Here is a 15,958-nt window from a genome sequence, read left to right on the forward strand (position 1 = left end):
GGTGACTCCTTATCTGATGTGGGGGGCAATATGCTGAGCGATCAGCTCAATGGAACGCAGCGTATCCCGGTGCGAAGGCTCCACCGAGTGCACCTGGAACGAAATATCGGTGGCGCGGGCCAGCACGCTGTCCTGCGCCAGGGAGGCAACAACATGCTCAGGATCGCCCACGTGGGCATCCAGCTGTTGCAGATAGTCAGTGACACTGTCACCTTCTATCAGATGACCCGCAGCCCGGTGCTGTGCCGCCTGCTTGCGCAGGCCGGGTTCGGCGACCTGCAGGGCGTGGGCGTGACTGTCGGCGACGAAGGCGGTGCGCGAAGCGAGGATCCGCGGCGCAACGCCGTCCGGCAGCGCCGCCAGATAGGCGTCGACGATCGGGTTCTGAATGGCGTCCAGCGGCAGGCGCGGCTCACCGGGCGGCCGGGGCTGCGTGCGCGACAGCATCAGCCTGTGCCCCGCCTGACCGGCGCGGATGGCGCCTTCCACCGAGAAGGTGGCGATCCAGATGCGCGCCGCCAGCTGCGGCGCGGGCGGATAGAGACGGTTGTCCGGGTGGCTGAGGGTGTCGCCGCGCCAGGCGCTGTGGATCAGGTGCAGATGGTCGGCAAACACCGCCCCGCGCTGCTCGCTCGTCAGGCCGAAGGGCAGAAACGACGTTGGCGTGCCGCCGGAACCAAATCCCACCTCCAGACGCCCGTCGGTGAGTAAATCCAGCACCGCCGCGTCTTCGGCGACGCGCAGCGGATTCTCCATGGGCAACGTGATAATCGCTGTGCCGAGGCGAATGCGGTCAGTCTGCGCCGCCACGTGGGCGAGGAACACCAGCGGGGAAGGCAGGCCGCCTTCCTGTTCATGAAAATGGTGCTGGGCAATCCATGCGCTGTCGAAGCCGACGCGCTCCGCGTGGCGGATCTGTTCGGCCGCCAGCCGGTAGCGCGTTTGTGCGGAGCCCTGATCGAGCAGACGGGTAAAAAAGCCGAGGCGTTTAGGCATTATGCGTTCTCCATGTGGGCCTGAGCCAGGCGTGGGGATACCTGGGGAATGGCGGCGATCAGTTCGCGGGTGTAGGCCTGCTGCGGAGCGGCGAACAGGCGCCCAACGTCGCCATGCTCCACCACCTGGCCGGCGCGCAGCACCGTGACGCTGTCGGCAATCCGCCTCACCGTCGCCAGATCGTGGGTAATGAACAGGTAGCTCAGACCAAGCTGCTGCTGTAGCTGCTGCAGCAGGGCGAGGATCTGCGCCTGAACGGTGACATCGAGCGCCGAAGTCGCTTCGTCAAGAACCAGTATCGCCGGCTCGAGGATCAGCGCCCGGGCAATCGCCACCCGCTGCCGCTGGCCGCCGGAAAGCTCCCGCGGCGTCCGCGACAGTAGCTCCGGGGCCAGGGCTACCCGGGCGGCGACGCTTTCAACCCGCTGGCGACGCGTCGCCGCGCTGAGGCGCTCAAAGTTTTTTAACGGCTCTTCGATAATCGCAAACAGCGTCTGGCGCGGGTCGAGCGAAGCGAAGGGGTTCTGGTAGACGAACTGGATTTTGCGCCGCAGCTGACGCTGCGCCTCGCGGCTGAGATGCCCGGCGTCAATACCGTCGATGGTCACCTGTCCGGCGTCGGCGCGCTCGAAGCCCAGCAGGATCCGCGCCAGGGTGGTTTTCCCGGAGCCGGATTCGCCCACCAGCGCATGGGTGCTGCCGCGTCTGACCTCAAAGCTGACGCTGTCGAGCGCCTGCAGGGCCTGTTTGCCCAGCGAGAAGCGTTTGCTGATCCCTTCGACGCGAATGGCCGGCGTGGCCAGCGGACGGTGACGATCCGCCGTCAGCCTCAGCGGCGCGTCCTGCAGATCGTGGAGCAACTGGCGGGTGTAAGGGTGCTGGGGACGCCGGGCAATCGCCTCGGTGGCGCCCTGTTCCTGAATCTCGCCCTGGCGAAACACCATGATCCGGTCGGCGCGTTCGGCGGCCAGCGCCAGATCGTGAGTGACAAACAGCACGGCGGTTCCCGACTCGCGCCGCAGGATGTCGAGCAGATCGAGAATGCGCTTTTGCACCGTAACGTCGAGGGCGCTGGTGGGCTCGTCGGCAATAATCAGATCCGGCTGCAGGGCGATGGCGATGGCGATCAGCACCCGCTGTTTCATCCCGCCCGACAGCTGATGCGGGTACTGGTCAAAACGCTGTTCCGGGTGGCTGAGCCCGACTTTAGCGAGCAGGTTGAGGACCTGCTGCCGGCGTTCGGCGGCGGAAAGGGACTGATGCAGCCGCAGGATCTCTTCCACTTGCTGACCAATGGTTTTTACCGGATTAAGCGAATTGCCGGGGTCCTGCGGCACCAGGCTGATGCTCACCCCGCGCAGGCGGTTCAGGCGTTTTGCCGACCAGTCGCTGATCACTTCGCCATTGAGGATAATCCGCCCGGCGTCGCGGCGGGCGTTATCCGCCAGCAGGCCGATAATGGCCTGCGCGGTCGTGGTTTTCCCCGAGCCGGATTCACCGACGAAGGCCAGCATTTCGCCGCGCTGAATGGAAAAGCTGACGTTATGCACCACTTCGCGCCATTCGCCCCGCGACCGGTAGCTGATGCGCAGATCTTCAACAGAGAGAACGTTCATGGGCGTACTCCATTCCACTGGCGGCTAAGACGATTGGCGGCCAGGACCACCGCGACCACGGCGAGGCCGGGGAAGGTGGTCAGCCACCAGGCGGTCGACAGGTAATTACGACCTTCGGCGATCAGTAATCCCCACTCCGGGACCGGCGGCGGGGTGCCGTAGCCAAGGAAGCTGAGGGTGGCCAGCGCCAGCATCGCCTGACCAAACTGCAGCGTGGCGAAGGCGAGTACCGCGGTGAGCGAGTTGGGCAGGATATGACGCCAGAAGATGGCGAGAAAGGTGCCGCCGCTGCCCCGGGCCGCCTCGACGTAATCACTGTGGCGCACGCGCACCACCTCCGCCCGCGCCAGGCGCGCGAAGCTGGCGATGGCCGCCACGCCGACCGCCACCGCCGCATTCACCGTGCCAAAACCCAGCAGAATGATCACCGTCAGCTGCAGCAGCAGGGAAGGGATAGCCAGCAGGACATCCACCAGGCGCATGATGGTCGATTCCACGCGGCCGGCCAGCGCCCCGGCGAGGGTGCCAAGGGCGGTGCCCACCACCAGACCGATGGCGACGGCGATCAGCGCCGCCGACAGAGAATGTACCGCGCCGTAAACCACCCGCGTCCACAGGTCGCGGCCCAGCTGGTCGGTACCCAGCCAGTAGTGCGCCTGCGGCGCCAGGCGCTGAGCGCCGGGGATCCCTTCCAGCGGGTTAGCGGAGGTAAACCACTGTGGGGCAAGGGCCATTAACAGGGCGGTGATCATCACCGCCCACGCCAGCCACAGGCCTGGCTGCAGACGCACTTTGCGCCACTCCGGGCGGCGGCGAACCGCGATGGCATAGTCGACCAGGCTCATTTCGCACCTCCGGTCGGTAATTGGAGTCGGGGATCCAGCCGCGGCATGACCAGGTCGACCAGCAGGTTGATCAGGACGAAACCGAGAGCTGAGATCATCACCACCGCCTGCAGCACGGCGATATCCTGGTTATTCACCGCCTGCTGGGTCAGCTGGCCGAGGCCGCTGCGGCCGAAGACGGTCTCGGTGATCAGCGCCCCGGCAATCAGCTCGCCCAGCAGCAGCCCGGCTATATTCAGCGCCGGCAGCAGGGCGTTACCCATCACATGGCGCCAGAGGACGCCGGTCTCGCTCATTCCCTTGGCGCGGGCGACCGTGACGAAGGGCTGAACCGCCACCTGATCCATGCTGCGCATCAGGATCTGCGCCAGCGGGGCGGAGATGGGCAGCGCGACGGCGATAACCGGTAAAATCAGCCCCTCCAGCGGACCGGGGTTGATCACCGGGATCCAGCGCAGCTGAAACGAAAAGAGCTGGATCAGGGCGATACCCAGCCAGAAGGTGGGCAGCGAGATAAACAGCACCGGCATCGACTGCAGGAGGTTGCTGAGCCAGCGCAGCCCCGGCAGACGTGAGGCGAAAGCGAGGGCAAACGCCAGGATCACGGCCAGCAGGAACGCCGGCAGGGCGAGGCTTAAGGTATCCGGCAGGTTGCTGGCAATCAGGCTACTGACCGCCAGACCCGCCTGCAGGGAATAGCCAAAGTCGCCGTGCAGCATCGCCAGCAGCGTGTGCAGGTACTGGCGCCACAGCGGGCTGTCGGCGCCGTAGGCCAGCCGCATGTCGGCGATTTGCGCCGGGCTCAGACCGAGGTCCGGGTTCTGAAACTTGATCAGCACCGCATCCCCCGGCAGCACCTGCAGCAGGAAAAAGGTGAGGGTAAACGCCGCCCACAGGACCAGCAGCCCCTGGCCGAACCGTCGCAGAAGATAAGCGCTCATATCCGGCCTCTTAGTGTTTATCCAGCCAGGCGCCGTAGAACGACGGACGCCCGACGGCTTCGAAGCTGACGCCTTTCACCCACGGCGCGCCGGCGAACACCTGCGGCTCTTCGAAAATGGGGATCACATAGGCGTTATCGATCAGATAGCGCTGGGCATCGCCGGTTAACTGCAGGCGCTGCTGCGGCTCCACCGCCGCGGAGATGCCGGTCAGCAGGTCGTTCAGTTTATCATCGCGGAAGTGCTGCACTTTATCGCTGGAGCCGCCTTTCTGCAGCAGCGCGTCACGGTTGTTAGGAAAGAACATGCTTTTCACTACATCCGGGTCGGCGCGGCCCACTTCCGAGACGGTGAGCGGGGTTTTCTGCGGGTCGAGGTTGTCAAGCGTCCGGCTGCCGGCGTCCCCGGCTTTGACCGTTAACGCTACCCCCACCTGGCGCCATTGCTGGGCGATCAGCTGCAGCACTTCTTTATTCTGCGGCTGCGGGAGCGACTCATAGACCGTCAGCGCCAGCCGCTGCCCGTCTTTGCTGCGAATGCCGTCGGCGGCGGGTTTCCAGCCGGCCTCATCCAGCAACTGCCGGGCTTTGGCCTGGTCGAAGGTGAGCTTATCGCTCAGATTGACATAGCCGGCGGCGGAGCTGGCCAGCACGGAGGTGGCTTGCGGGTAGTTAGCGGAGAACAGCGTCTCCACCACCTGCCGGGCGTTGGTGGCATGGAGCAGGGCCTGGCGCACCCGCAGGTCGGCGACCAGTGGGTTATCCGGGCGGAAGCTCAGGCTGTCGTTGACCCCGCGGGTAGGCGCGGCGTAGACCGTAAATCCCTGATCGGTCGCCTGCTTTTCATCGTAGGCCTGCACCTGGCGAATAAAGCCCGCCTGGCCCGCCAGCAGCGCGCCGATGCGCACGCTGTCTTCCGGGGTCACGATATAGGTGATGCCGTCGAGGTTAGCGGGGCCCTGCTGGGCGATGTTTTTCGGCCCCCACTGATAATCCTTGCGCGCCACCAGCGTCAGCTCGCGGCCCGGTTTTTCATCCTGCACCACGAAGGGACCGGAGCCGATGATGTGCCGGGCATCGCCCAGCTCCTCGAAATTGCGCTGCAGGGTGCTGAGGGAGACCAGGCCGGAGCCGATGGTGGCGGTCCCCTGCAGGAAGCCCGGCGACGGCTTGTTGAAGTAGAATTTCACCGTCAGCGGGTCGATCACTTCGCTGCGCTGGTAGTTATTGATCACCTCCGAGACGGGCAGGCGATGGGCTTTATCCCCCAGCCCATAGGTGTCGAAGTTTTTGGCGACCGCGGCGGCGTCCAGCGGCGTGCCATCCGAGAAGGTGACCCCTTTTCGCAGGTGGAAAGTGTACTCGGTTTTATCGGCATTGCTGGTCCAGCTTTCGGCGATCCACGGCTCAATCTCCAGCGTTTTCGGGTTCTGCCAGGTCAGCTTGTCGGTGATCTGATTGAGTATGCCGCCATTGGGATAAAAGCCACCGGCGGGTGGATAGAGATTGGTGTGTGGTTGCTGCTCCAGATAAATCAAGGTACCGCCTTTAACCGGCGTGTCGGCGGCCCAGACGGAAAAGGCGCCGGAGAGAAACAGCGCGGCCAGCGCGGGCAGGCGAAAATGACGATGCATGGTGAATTCCTTTGTTATCTATTGTGTTGCCATCATCGGGCGCGGCTAAAAACAAAGGAACCAAGGAATTGCGCTAAGCATTTGCGGAAATTGCATTTACTTTACGCGGCGGGAAGCGAGGGGAAGCGAGGGGAAGCGCGAAAGGAGAAGCGCCTCGCCCGGGCGGGAGAGGCGCTGGCGATTAGCTACGCAGATCGATAACCATACGGCCGCGGATCTGACCTTGTTCCATCTCTTTGAAGATGGCATTGATATCTTCCAGCGGACGCAGGGTGACTTTCGGCACCACTTTGCCTTCGGCGGCGAACTGGAACGCTTCCACCAGATCCTGACGAGTGCCGACCAGCGAGCCGACCACCTCGATGCCGTCAAGTACCAGACGTGGAATATCGAGGCTCATCGCCTCTGGCGGCAGGCCTACCGCCACCACGCGGCCGCCGGCGCGAACGGCATCCACCGCCGAGTTAAAGGCCGCTTTGGCCACCGCGGTCACCACCGCAGCGTGGGCGCCGCCGGTTTTTTCCTGAATCACTTTCGCCGCATCTTCATTGCGCGAGTTGATGGTCAGGTCAGCGCCCATCGACGCCGCCAGCTCCAGCTGGCCGTCGTTGACGTCGATAGCGATCACTTTGGCGTTAAAGACATTCTTGGCATACTGCAGCGCCAGGTTGCCCAGCCCGCCGAGGCCGTAGATAGCGATCCACTGGCCCGGCTTGATGTGGGAGACCTTAACGGCTTTGTAGGTGGTGACCCCAGCGCAGGTAATGCTGCTGGCGGCGGCGGAGTCGAGGCCGTCCGGGACTTTAACCGCATAGTTGGCGGTGACGATGCACTCTTCCGCCATGCCGCCGTCGACGGTATAGCCAGCGTTTTTCACCGAGCGGCACAGCGTCTCGTTGCCGCTGTTACAGTAATCGCAGTGGCCGCAGCCTTCGAAGAACCACGCCACGCTGGCGCGATCGCCCGGCTTCAGGGAGGTGACGCCAGGGCCGACTTTTTGTACTACCCCGATCCCTTCATGACCGAGAATAACGCCGGTTTTATCGCCAAAATCGCCGTTTTTCACGTGCAGGTCAGTATGACACACGCCGCAGCATTCCATTTTCAACAGCGCTTCGCCGTATTCCAGCGGGCGCAGCGTTTTTTCCGTAACGTTAACCTGATGGTCGTGAGTAACAACAGCTGCTTTCATGCCTGTCTCCTTGAGAGGGGATTGATTAATTTTATTAATGCAATATTACCCAATAAGGATTAGACGCTATGGAGAAAAAAACAAGGCGCTTTAGTACAGGATGTGGTTTTTTGCTACAGCTGTAGCACAAAATTCAGACAATACCTCTAATTTTGGTAGGTAATAATAGTGTCACGGAATGGTCATGTTTTCTTCATCACCCAACTCTATTGTTTTGCGCATCAATTTCTTATAACAACAGAGTGATACAACAATGCATCTGGTCAAAACGCTCCTCACCGCCGGTCTGCTTTTCTCCGCCGCCGCGCAGGCTCACAATGTGCTGGAATTCCCGCAGCCGGAAAACAATCCGGAAGAGTTTTACGCGGTCACCGAGATCCCGGCAGGCGGGATCATTAAGTATGAAACCGACGCTAAAACGGGGTTTATCGTCGCCGACCGCTTTCAGTCGATGCCGGTGGCTTACCCGGCGAACTACGGTTCATTAACCCAGTCGCTGGCCGGGGATGGCGACCCGCTGGACGTGGTGTTTTACACCCGCGCGCCGATGGCCCCGGGCACGCTGATTAAGCTGCGGCCGATCGGCGTCCTTAAGATGATAGACGGCGGTGAGAAAGACGACAAAATCATCGCCGTCCCGGCCAGTAAAATTGATCCGACCTATGACGACATTCTGACCATCACCGATCTGCCGAAAATCGAGCAGCAGCGGCTGGAGGCCTTCTTCCGGGTCTACAAAGAACTACCAGAGGGGCGGAAAAAGGTCGAGCTGGCCGGTTTTAATGATGCCGCCGCCGCGAAGCAGGAGATCAAATCGGCCTGGGAGGCCTGGGAGGCCTGGAAGGCGAAGAACCCGCAATAATACTTATCGCGGGCGCAGTCCGGCGCCCGCGGCACGCCATCATCCGATACGCTACCTTGCCATGCTGGATAGTTTATCCTCTTGACGCGGCCTGAAGTAGATGGTTGTATTATACAACTATTTACTTCACTGGACGCCTCACGATGTCTGACACGCCTTTAATCCAACAAATTCGAACGGCCTCGCGATTAATGGTGCGCGAGCTGGGTTTTATGAACACCACGCTGGCCGCCACCCACTATTCACCCTCGGCGGTGCATACCCTACTGGAGGTGTCGGTCAGGGGGACGATAACCGCCGCGCAGCTGGTCACATTGCTCGGGCTGGAAAAATCGAGCGTCAGCCGGATGGTCGCCCGTCTGCTGGCCGCCGGAGAGCTGGAGGAGCGCCCCTGCGCGGAGGACGCGCGGTCTAAATCGCTGGCGCTGACCGCGAAAGGGCACGACACGGTGGCAACGATTAACGCCTACGGTACCCGCCGGGTGGTGGAGGCGTTAGCGCATCTCGATGAGACGCAGCAGCGGACCGTCGCCAGCGGACTGGCGGCCTATGCTCAGGCGCTGGCGCAGTGTCGGGATGCTGCGCTTGCGGAAACGACGCCGCAAATTTCGCTGGTGACCGGCTATCAGCCGGGGGCGATCGGCCGGATAGCCCAGATGCACGGGGAGTATTACGCCCGGCACCATGATTTCGGCGCTTTTTTTGAAGGCAAGGTTGCCAGCGGCGTCGCGGAATTCGCCACCCGGCTTTCCTCGCCGGTCAACCAGATCTGGCTGGCGATGCGCGAGGGGAAGATTGTCGGTTCGGTGGCGATCGATGGCGAGGATCTCGGCCAGCAGCAGGCGCATCTGCGCTGGTTCATTCTCGATGACAGCTGCCGGGGAACCGGCATTGGCAGGCGGCTGCTCAGTGAGGCGATGGCTTTCTGCGACAGTCGTCAGTTCAGCGCCGTTCAGCTGTGGACGTTTAAAGGTCTGGACGCGGCCCGCAAACTGTATGAGTCCTTTGGCTTCACGTTAACCCGCGAATGGCAGGGGGACCAGTGGGGAAAGATGATGACCGAGCAGCAGTTTACCCGGCCAGGAAACGCCGGCTAAGGGCGTGGTGCCTTAGCCGGCGGGGAGCGCGAAGATTACGCCAGCTGGTTAAGCAGCCGGGCGATCTCCTCTCGCCACTGGGTCTGCAGCGAGGGCTTTTGATGTTTCGGCTTACGGGCCATATCGTCCGCCAGCCATTGCTCCAGGGCTATCAGGCGCGTCAGCAGCGCCTCTTCATCATCAGCCGCGAGTGACGGCTCCTGGGGTGAGGAGGCCGCCGTCAGGGTGGGGGTCTGCGCCTGCAGACGGGCATAGACCTCCTCCAGACTGTGCCACTCCGTTAACCCGGCGCTGTCGATCAGCCAGAAGCGGTTACAGCTTTCGCTAATAAGCTGGCGGTCATGACTGACCAGCAGCACGCCGCCGGGATAGTCGCGGAGCGTCTGCGCCAGCGCCGCTTTGCCCTCCATATCCAGATGGTTGGTGGGTTCATCCAGCAGCAGCAGGCTGTAGCGCGCCAGCGACAGACCGACGAACAGCAGCCGCGACCGCTCGCCGCCGCTGAGGGTGCAGACCTTCTGTCCATGCCTCGCCCAGCCAAACCCGGCGGCAATCAGCGCCCGTTTACGGGTATCCGCCGACGGGGCGAACGGCATCAGGGCGTCGAGCAGGCTGGCCTCGTCCGGCAACTGCGACAGGGTCTGGTCGTAGTACCCGGGGTGAAGCCGGGGGTGCAGACGCAGCCCCGGAAGCGGCGATGCGTCGTTCATCTGCTGCCACAGCAGGCGCAGCAAGGACGATTTACCGCCGCCGTTGCGGCCCATGATGGCCACGCGATCGCCGCTGCGCAGTCGCGCCACGCCGGTGGTGAACAGGGCCGGTAGTCCCGGCGCGGGAGCCACCGGCAGCCTGTCCATCTCCAGCAGGCGGTCCGCCGGCAGGGCGTCCCCCTGCAACACCAGGCGCCACGGCGGGCCGATGCTGAGCTCGGTCTGCTCGTCTTTCAGGCGGGAGACCTGCTTCTCCATCTGTTTGGCTTTGCGGGCGAGATCTTCGTTGTCATATACCCGCCCCCAGGTGGCCAGCCGCCGGGCGCTGGCGCTGACCCGGTCGATCTCTTTTTGCTCCGCCTTATGACGTAACGCGGCGCTTTCATCCTGCTCCTGCAGTGCCTGACGGGCAGCGCTGCAGGGCAAGGCGAAGCTGTGCAGCGTCTGGTCGCGGAGGATCCAGCTGGTATTAGTTACAGCATCCAGTAAAGCGTTGTCGTGTGACACCAGCACGAAGCTCCCCTGCCAGGTCTGCAAGAAGCTTTCCAGCCACAGCAGGGTGGGCAGATCGAGATGGTTGCCGGGCTCATCCAGCAGCAGCAGGTCAGGCTGGCGGATCAGCGCCCGGGCCAGCAGCAGGCGCGTATGCTGTCCGCCGCTCAGGGTGCTGGTTTGCTGCTCCATCACCGCCGGCGTGAAGCCCATCTGCGCCAGCAGGCGTTCGGCCAGCCAGCGCTGTGCTTCCCGCGCGTCGGCGGGTAACAGGTCCAGCACCGCCTGCAGCAGCGACTGCGAACGCAGCGCCTCCGGCAGATGCTGTTCAACGCGGGCCATCAGACACTGACCGGCGAGTGAGACGCTGCCCGAGGTGGGCGCGAGGGTGCCGTCCAGCACCTGCAGCAGGGTGCTTTTGCCGCAACCGTTATGGCCGATGAGACCGATGCGGTCGCCTTTCTTCAGGGTGAAGGAGAGGGTATTAAACAGCGGCCCGAAGGCAGTCTCCACGTGGAGCGCATGGGCAGTTAGTAATGTACTCATAGTCAACTTACTCAAGAGTTACAGGCATGGGAATGCCTCGTCAAAACTCGCTGACGATAACCCGGTAAGCCGGAGAGAAGGGATTCTGTGAAGGGTCTTCGCTCAAGCCAAAGTTATCGCAGCACGATACCGATAACGCTTGAGCTGGCGCCATTGCCTAAGGCATGTGAAACAATAAACATTTCACAATACAGCATGGGGGGCCTCCTTTTATATTCAGTAAGTGAATGGGTGATAGCAGTGTAGTGGGGAAAGGAAAAGCGCGCCAGTGACAAAACTGGCAGGGGAGCCCCGCCAGTTTTCGCCTGCGCCGCCTTTGTCTACGAAGCCGGGTTGGCGCAGAGGGCTTATGTGTTTGCTAGAACATGATGGGAAACCAGCGGGCGTGGTCGCGGGTATATTCCGTCATCGCCTGGGGATCCTCTATCGCCTGGCAGGGGGCGTCGAGAATATTCGGGTACGCATCCGGATACCAATCTTCCTCGGTCGTTAAGGTAAAAAAGCGCGACTCCCGGTGGGTTTCACAGGTATAGGCGTTTTTAATATTGTCGGCTTCACGATATCCCTTGGGATCGCGATATTCGATATACACTTTGTACTCAGAGCGGGTACCCCGCCACGCGCCCGGCTCAGGTTTCTGCCAGCGGACCGTCTGGTAGTAGCGCTCCCGCTCGCCGTAGCGATAGACAGGGGTCTCCCCGCCCGGAATCACGTCGGGTCTCAGGAAGAAAAACACCAGTCCCGCCAGCAGGAGCAACACCGGTGGGAGAATGTGGGTCAGCAGCCGCGGCGCCCGACGGTTAACCAGCAGCAGCCACAGCAGCGGCGGGATCGTGCTGACGATAAAAGCAAAGAGGATTTTTGCCGGCGTATAGAGTTCATGCACCGAAACCTCGCCCGCTTTCGCCGCGTAAAACGCCTGCTTATCGCCGAAATACCAGTACTCACCGTGAAAGGCGCTGATGGCGCTCACCAACAACAGTCCGCTAAACAGCCCCAGCCAGAGGCGTAATATCGGTTGCAGAACGATTTTTTGCTGGCTCATTTACGGTTCCTCCACAGGAACGGTGGCGATCGGGCGGGCAATCATGATTGCCGTTTCACTGAGCGCGTTCAGATCGCTTACCTGAGTACACTGGCGGGCCATGACCTGCGGATCGCCGTTCGGAAACCAGCCCTCATTGAATGACAGGGTGTAAAACTGGGTATGCCGGTTGACTTCACAGCGCCAGGCGCGGCGAAGATTGTTTCTGTCGATAAGCCAGCGAGTATCTTTCGCTTCAACAAAAATCTGATATTTAGAGGGTTGAGTGACATGTCGATCTGAATTCGTTTTGCTCCAGAAAATGGCAGTGTAATAAACGTTGTGTTTACCGTACTGAATACTGGCATCTCGTCCGGGGGTAACCTCCGGATAGAGGAAAATAAATATCCCGGCGGCAATCAGTACCATCAGCGGTAATATAGGATGCTGTATCGGTCGCCAGGGGATTTTACGTACCGCCAGCAGCCAGACCAGGGTAATAATAAACACGTAGAGCAGGGCGAAGAAAAATTTACTCGGTTCATAGATGACGACATCCACCAGATCGCCGGTGGCGGGCTGATACTGTTCAGCCCGCGGGGTGAGCATCCACATATCGCCGCTGAAGAGGCACATTCCGGTGATGATGGCGATACCGCCGATAAGAAACAAGACAATACGGATCAGAATCGCATTCGCTTTATTCGCGCCAGGGGTTAATTTTTGCATTTCACATTCCATTGTGAGGGGGTGAGAAACAACTATTTTGCACAGCGGAGGGCGCGCGGCAAATGCTATCCGTTTTATATTTTTACGATGAATGAATATGGGCGAAAAAGATGTTTCTGTGGCGGGAGATATTATTCTGACGTTATTAAAAACCGGGCCGATATGTCGACCCGGTGAGCTTGATTAAATCGAGGTGCGGCGGTAATTACGATATTCCGGCAGCCAGAAATTATCGCTGATGGACTGCAGCAGCGCTTCCGCGGACGTTTTCACCGCCACGCCCTGCTCCTGAGCCACCTTACCGACCGCGAAGGCAATCGCCCGCGAGACGGTCTGGATATCCTTCAACTCCGGCAGAACCGGACCTTCGCCGTTGTTCACCAGCGGCGAGTGTTTCGCCAGGGTTTCGCTGGCGGCCATCAGCATCTCGTCGGTGACCCGCGACGCGCCGGAGGCGATCACCCCCAGACCAATGCCCGGGAAGATATAGGAGTTGTTGCACTGGGCGATGGGATACTGTTTGCCTTTCACGGTGACCGGGGCAAACGGGCTGCCGGTGGCGACCAGCGCCTCGCCGTCGGTCCAGCTCAGGATATTCTGCGGCGTGGCTTCCACCCGTGACGTTGGGTTGGAGAGCGGCATCACGATCGGCCGCGGGCAATGCTTGTGCATCTCGCGGATAATCTCTTCCGTGAACAGCCCCGGCTGACCCGAAACGCCGATCAGGATGTTCGGTTTCACGTTGCGCACCACGTCCAGCAGGGACAGGACATCGTTAGTGGTATCCCAGCCCTGCAGATGTTCACGCTTCTGCACCAGCTTGTTCTGGAACGGCAGCAGATTAGGCATGCCGTCGGTTAACAGGCCGAAGCGGTCAACCATAAATACGCGCTGGCGGGCCTCTTCTTCACTGAGTCCTTCGCGGACGATCTGGGCGATAATTTGCTCGGCGATGCCGCAGCCGGCGGAGCCCGCCCCGAGGAAGACGATTTTCTGTTCGCTCAGCTGGCTGCCGGCGCCGCGGCTGGCGGCGATCAGCGTCCCGACGGTGACCGCCGCGGTGCCCTGAATATCGTCGTTAAAGGAGCAGATCTCATTGCGGTAGCGGTTGAGCAGCGGCATGGCGTTCTTCTGCGCAAAGTCTTCAAACTGCAGCAGCACGTCCGGCCAGCGGGCTTTAATCGCCTGGATCACGTCGTCAACGAACTGATAGTACTCGTCGTCGGTAATACGCGGATGACGCCAGCCCATATACAGCGGATCGTCCAGCAGCTGCTGGTTGTTTGTCCCGACGTCCAGCACGATGGGCAGGGTGTAAGCCGGGCTGATGCCGCCGCAGGTGGTGTACAGCGACAGTTTACCGATTGGGATCCCCATCCCGCCGATCCCCTGGTCGCCGAGGCCGAGGATACGCTCGCCATCGGTCACCACAATCACTTTGACATTATGGTTCGGGACGTTTTGCAGAATGTCGTCAAGGTTATGGCGATTCTGGTAGGAGATAAAGACGCCGCGGGCGCGACGGTAAATCTCGGAGAAACGTTCGCAGGCGGCGCCCACCGTCGGGGTATAGATAACCGGCATCATCTCTTCGAGATGGTTGCCAATCAGGCGATAGAAAAGGGTCTCGTTGGTGTCCTGGATATTACGCAGGTAAATGTGTTTGTCGATTTCTGTTTTGAATCCCTGATACTGGATCCAGGCGCGTTCCGCTTGCTCTTCGATGGTTTCAACCACTTCCGGCAGCAGGCCAAGCAGGTTGAAACTGCTGCGCTCTTCCATACTGAAGGCGCTGCCCTTGTTGAGCAGAGGGAATTCAAGCAGAACGGGGCCCGCGTAGGGGATGTACAGGGAACGGTTTTTCTTATGGGTAAATTGCATCGCACTAACTCCTTGATCGTGTCCACAGTCCCGGCGCGGCGATAAGCGAAGGGCGGGTGGAAAAGCAGCGGGCAGAGTATAGAGCAGAAGGTCTTCAAGCGGGTAAACAAGCCGTCAATTGCCATAAAAAAACACCATCCTGGCAACAGGACGGTGTTGTTTATCATCACTCAGGCTGAAAATTAACCACCGCGGCGTTTGCGGCCGGTAGCATGGATATGGTTGAGGGTGGTTTCTTCATCGCCTTCCAGCACCACTTTTTTCTGCTGGGAAAGCTTGTAGTTCAGACCGAGAAGATGACGTGCCTGATGGTTCGATTTCATTCTGACTCCTTTATCCTGTTCTGGTTTCAAGGGCAAACCCGGTGATGACCGGATGAAATGTAACCCAAAGTTGGCCGCACGTTTTTTATGCGGCCTCAGGTAGGGTGGTCCATTTTCAGGGCAATAGCAACCTTAGCGCGCCAGATTAAGAACAGTCTCCCTCGCGCAGCGCCGGCATTACCACTTCATCTCGCCGGTGTTAACTTTGGCGCTAAGCTCCAGCGAGCTGGTTTCCGCCAGCCCCGGCCACTGCGTCTCCATGGCCTTGATCACCCCGGCGGAATCCTTATGTGTCTTCAGCGCCTGCTCAAACTGCTGGAGGTAGGTTTTTGTAAAGTGCACCGCGCGGTCACCCTCCGGCGGCGTGCCGAGGTAATGCCCCGGGATCACCTGCTGCGGGTGCAGGGCAATCATCTGGTCCAGCGTAGTGCGCCACTGCTGGCGACTGGCCGGCGTCTGGGTGTCGGCGGTCCAGAGATGCATGCCCCACGCCACGCCGGTGCCGCCGAGGATCGTTTTGTTCGCCCGGATCCAAACGAACGCCGCGTAGTCATGCGGCTGCATAATCGTCACTGTTTCGCCATCGATGGTAAAGCTGTTGGCTTTCAGCGCCTGCGGGACGTATACCTGCGTCGGCGCGCCGTCTTTCATCTGCGGGCCCCAGTACGCCAGCTTTGCCGCTTTGGTGGCTTCAATATGTTTAACCACTTCCGGCGTGGCGACCACTTCCGCCTGCGGGAAGGCTTTCACCAGCGGCTCAAGGCCAAAGTAGAAGTCAGGATCGCCGGAGGTGATCACAATCCGCGACAGCGGTTTGCCGTTTTTCTTGATCATGTCCACCAGCTTTTCGCCGTCTTTGACGCTGAACTGGGCGTCAAACAGCACCGCTTCATGCGGGCCGGAAACGAGGGTGGAGTTGACGGCAAAAATACCTTTCTCCTGAGGGTTGTAAGTCTGCAGCGTCAGCGGCGCCGCGAAGACCGCGCCGCTGAACAGGGCGGTGGCAATAGCAAGGGCAGATAATTTCATCATTTATTCTCAGTCACAGGGGAATGCGTAGCATTGTACGGA

At 60.8% G+C, this 15,958-nt stretch carries 15 protein-coding genes; 3 read left to right on the forward strand and 12 right to left on the reverse strand.

Annotation, left to right across the window (positions count from 1 at the left end; genetic code table 11):
- Nucleotides 1–9: 9 nt before the first annotated feature.
- The 6 genes from L2I46_RS21145 to adhP all read right to left on the reverse strand — a co-directional run bounded on the left by L2I46_RS21145 (nucleotide 10) and on the right by adhP (nucleotide 7,223).
- A complete protein-coding gene (locus L2I46_RS21145; RefSeq protein ID WP_236948203.1) occupies nucleotides 10–996 on the reverse strand; it encodes a putative FMN-dependent luciferase-like monooxygenase in 987 nt (328 codons plus the stop codon).
- The gene (locus L2I46_RS21150) at nucleotides 996–2,612 is read right to left on the reverse strand and encodes a dipeptide ABC transporter ATP-binding protein (protein ID WP_236948204.1); all 1,617 of its coding nucleotides are present in this window, start codon (nucleotides 2,610–2,612) and stop codon (nucleotides 996–998) included. The genes L2I46_RS21145 and L2I46_RS21150 overlap by 1 nt, the downstream gene beginning before the upstream one ends.
- Entirely contained in the window at nucleotides 2,609–3,457 is an 849-nt protein-coding gene (locus tag L2I46_RS21155) for an ABC transporter permease (RefSeq protein WP_101861645.1), read from the reverse strand. Before L2I46_RS21155 ends, L2I46_RS21150 begins: the two co-directional genes overlap by 4 nt.
- On the reverse strand, nucleotides 3,454–4,398 hold the full coding sequence (locus L2I46_RS21160; protein WP_236948205.1) for an ABC transporter permease: 945 nt from the start codon (nucleotides 4,396–4,398) through the stop codon (nucleotides 3,454–3,456). The genes L2I46_RS21155 and L2I46_RS21160 overlap by 4 nt, the downstream gene beginning before the upstream one ends.
- Before the next feature lie 10 nt (nucleotides 4,399–4,408).
- Entirely contained in the window at nucleotides 4,409–6,031 is a 1,623-nt protein-coding gene (locus tag L2I46_RS21165) for a TIGR04028 family ABC transporter substrate-binding protein (protein ID WP_032452998.1), read from the reverse strand.
- Nucleotides 6,032–6,212: 181 nt separating this feature from the next.
- Nucleotides 6,213–7,223, reverse strand: a complete 1,011-nt coding sequence (adhP, locus tag L2I46_RS21170) for an alcohol dehydrogenase AdhP (RefSeq protein ID WP_002906221.1) — start codon at nucleotides 7,221–7,223, stop codon at nucleotides 6,213–6,215.
- A 253-nt stretch (nucleotides 7,224–7,476) separates the two neighbouring features.
- On the opposite strand from adhP, the gene L2I46_RS21175 reads away from it, so the two are divergent.
- Both L2I46_RS21175 and L2I46_RS21180 read left to right on the forward strand, forming a co-directional pair.
- Nucleotides 7,477–8,085: an inorganic diphosphatase gene (locus tag L2I46_RS21175; protein WP_139620266.1), complete on the forward strand. Its 609-nt coding sequence runs from the start codon at nucleotides 7,477–7,479 to the stop codon at nucleotides 8,083–8,085.
- Nucleotides 8,086–8,228: 143 nt separating this feature from the next.
- On the forward strand, nucleotides 8,229–9,182 hold the full coding sequence (locus tag L2I46_RS21180; protein WP_032452996.1) for a bifunctional helix-turn-helix transcriptional regulator/GNAT family N-acetyltransferase: 954 nt from the start codon (nucleotides 8,229–8,231) through the stop codon (nucleotides 9,180–9,182).
- A gap of 35 nt (nucleotides 9,183–9,217) precedes the next feature.
- Here L2I46_RS21180 and L2I46_RS21185 read toward each other — a convergent pair whose 3' ends face one another.
- From L2I46_RS21185 to L2I46_RS21200, 4 genes are all read right to left on the reverse strand, one after another.
- Entirely contained in the window at nucleotides 9,218–10,930 is a 1,713-nt protein-coding gene (locus L2I46_RS21185) for an ABC-F family ATP-binding cassette domain-containing protein (RefSeq protein WP_236948206.1), read from the reverse strand.
- 358 nt (nucleotides 10,931–11,288) lie between these two features.
- A complete protein-coding gene (locus L2I46_RS21190; protein ID WP_105490645.1) occupies nucleotides 11,289–11,975 on the reverse strand; it encodes a hypothetical protein in 687 nt (228 codons plus the stop codon).
- Nucleotides 11,976–12,683 carry a glycosyl transferase gene (locus L2I46_RS21195; protein WP_105490644.1) on the reverse strand — a complete coding sequence of 236 codons (708 nt, stop codon included), beginning with the start codon at nucleotides 12,681–12,683 and terminating at the stop codon, nucleotides 11,976–11,978.
- 183 nt (nucleotides 12,684–12,866) lie between these two features.
- Nucleotides 12,867–14,564, reverse strand: coding sequence for an NAD-dependent malic enzyme (locus L2I46_RS21200; RefSeq protein WP_004202648.1), 1,698 nt, complete (start codon nucleotides 14,562–14,564; stop codon nucleotides 12,867–12,869).
- Nucleotides 14,565–14,642: 78 nt separating this feature from the next.
- Here L2I46_RS21200 and L2I46_RS21205 point away from each other — a divergent pair, with 78 nt between their 5' ends.
- Nucleotides 14,643–14,750 (forward strand): hypothetical protein, encoded by a 108-nt coding sequence (locus L2I46_RS21205; RefSeq protein WP_032425875.1) that lies wholly within the window; start codon nucleotides 14,643–14,645, stop codon nucleotides 14,748–14,750.
- Here the strand turns inward: L2I46_RS21205 and sra are convergent.
- Both sra and L2I46_RS21215 read right to left on the reverse strand, forming a co-directional pair.
- Nucleotides 14,747–14,887: a stationary-phase-induced ribosome-associated protein gene (gene sra / locus L2I46_RS21210; RefSeq protein ID WP_012541615.1), complete on the reverse strand. Its 141-nt coding sequence runs from the start codon at nucleotides 14,885–14,887 to the stop codon at nucleotides 14,747–14,749. The two genes, L2I46_RS21205 and sra, sit on opposite strands and share 4 nt — an antisense overlap.
- A 177-nt stretch (nucleotides 14,888–15,064) precedes the next feature.
- On the reverse strand, nucleotides 15,065–15,916 hold the full coding sequence (locus L2I46_RS21215; RefSeq protein ID WP_102003878.1) for a Vmh family MBL fold metallo-hydrolase: 852 nt from the start codon (nucleotides 15,914–15,916) through the stop codon (nucleotides 15,065–15,067).
- Nucleotides 15,917–15,958 lie beyond the last annotated feature (42 nt).

It is taken from the genome of Klebsiella sp. 2019SCSN059, assembly GCF_021739525.1.
Taxonomy (GTDB): Bacteria; Pseudomonadota; Gammaproteobacteria; order Enterobacterales; family Enterobacteriaceae; genus Klebsiella; species Klebsiella quasipneumoniae.

Coding starts and splice junctions, on each gene's coding strand:
- L2I46_RS21150 (WP_236948204.1), bottom strand. CDS start 2,612: ATGAACGTTCTCTCTGTTGAAGATCTGCGCATCAGCTACCGGTCGCGG.
- adhP (WP_002906221.1), bottom strand. CDS start 7,223: ATGAAAGCAGCTGTTGTTACTCACGACCATCAGGTTAACGTTACGGAA.
- L2I46_RS21180 (WP_032452996.1), top strand. CDS start 8,229: ATGTCTGACACGCCTTTAATCCAACAAATTCGAACGGCCTCGCGATTA.
- L2I46_RS21215 (WP_102003878.1), bottom strand. CDS start 15,916: ATGAAATTATCTGCCCTTGCTATTGCCACCGCCCTGTTCAGCGGCGCG.
- L2I46_RS21195 (WP_105490644.1), bottom strand. CDS start 12,683: ATGCAAAAATTAACCCCTGGCGCGAATAAAGCGAATGCGATTCTGATC.
- L2I46_RS21145 (WP_236948203.1), bottom strand. CDS start 996: ATGCCTAAACGCCTCGGCTTTTTTACCCGTCTGCTCGATCAGGGCTCC.
- L2I46_RS21190 (WP_105490645.1), bottom strand. CDS start 11,975: ATGAGCCAGCAAAAAATCGTTCTGCAACCGATATTACGCCTCTGGCTG.
- L2I46_RS21165 (WP_032452998.1), bottom strand. CDS start 6,031: ATGCATCGTCATTTTCGCCTGCCCGCGCTGGCCGCGCTGTTTCTCTCC.
- L2I46_RS21175 (WP_139620266.1), top strand. CDS start 7,477: ATGCATCTGGTCAAAACGCTCCTCACCGCCGGTCTGCTTTTCTCCGCC.
- L2I46_RS21200 (WP_004202648.1), bottom strand. CDS start 14,564: ATGCAATTTACCCATAAGAAAAACCGTTCCCTGTACATCCCCTACGCG.
- L2I46_RS21160 (WP_236948205.1), bottom strand. CDS start 4,398: ATGAGCGCTTATCTTCTGCGACGGTTCGGCCAGGGGCTGCTGGTCCTG.
- L2I46_RS21155 (WP_101861645.1), bottom strand. CDS start 3,457: ATGAGCCTGGTCGACTATGCCATCGCGGTTCGCCGCCGCCCGGAGTGG.
- sra (WP_012541615.1), bottom strand. CDS start 14,887: ATGAAATCGAACCATCAGGCACGTCATCTTCTCGGTCTGAACTACAAG.
- L2I46_RS21185 (WP_236948206.1), bottom strand. CDS start 10,930: ATGAGTACATTACTAACTGCCCATGCGCTCCACGTGGAGACTGCCTTC.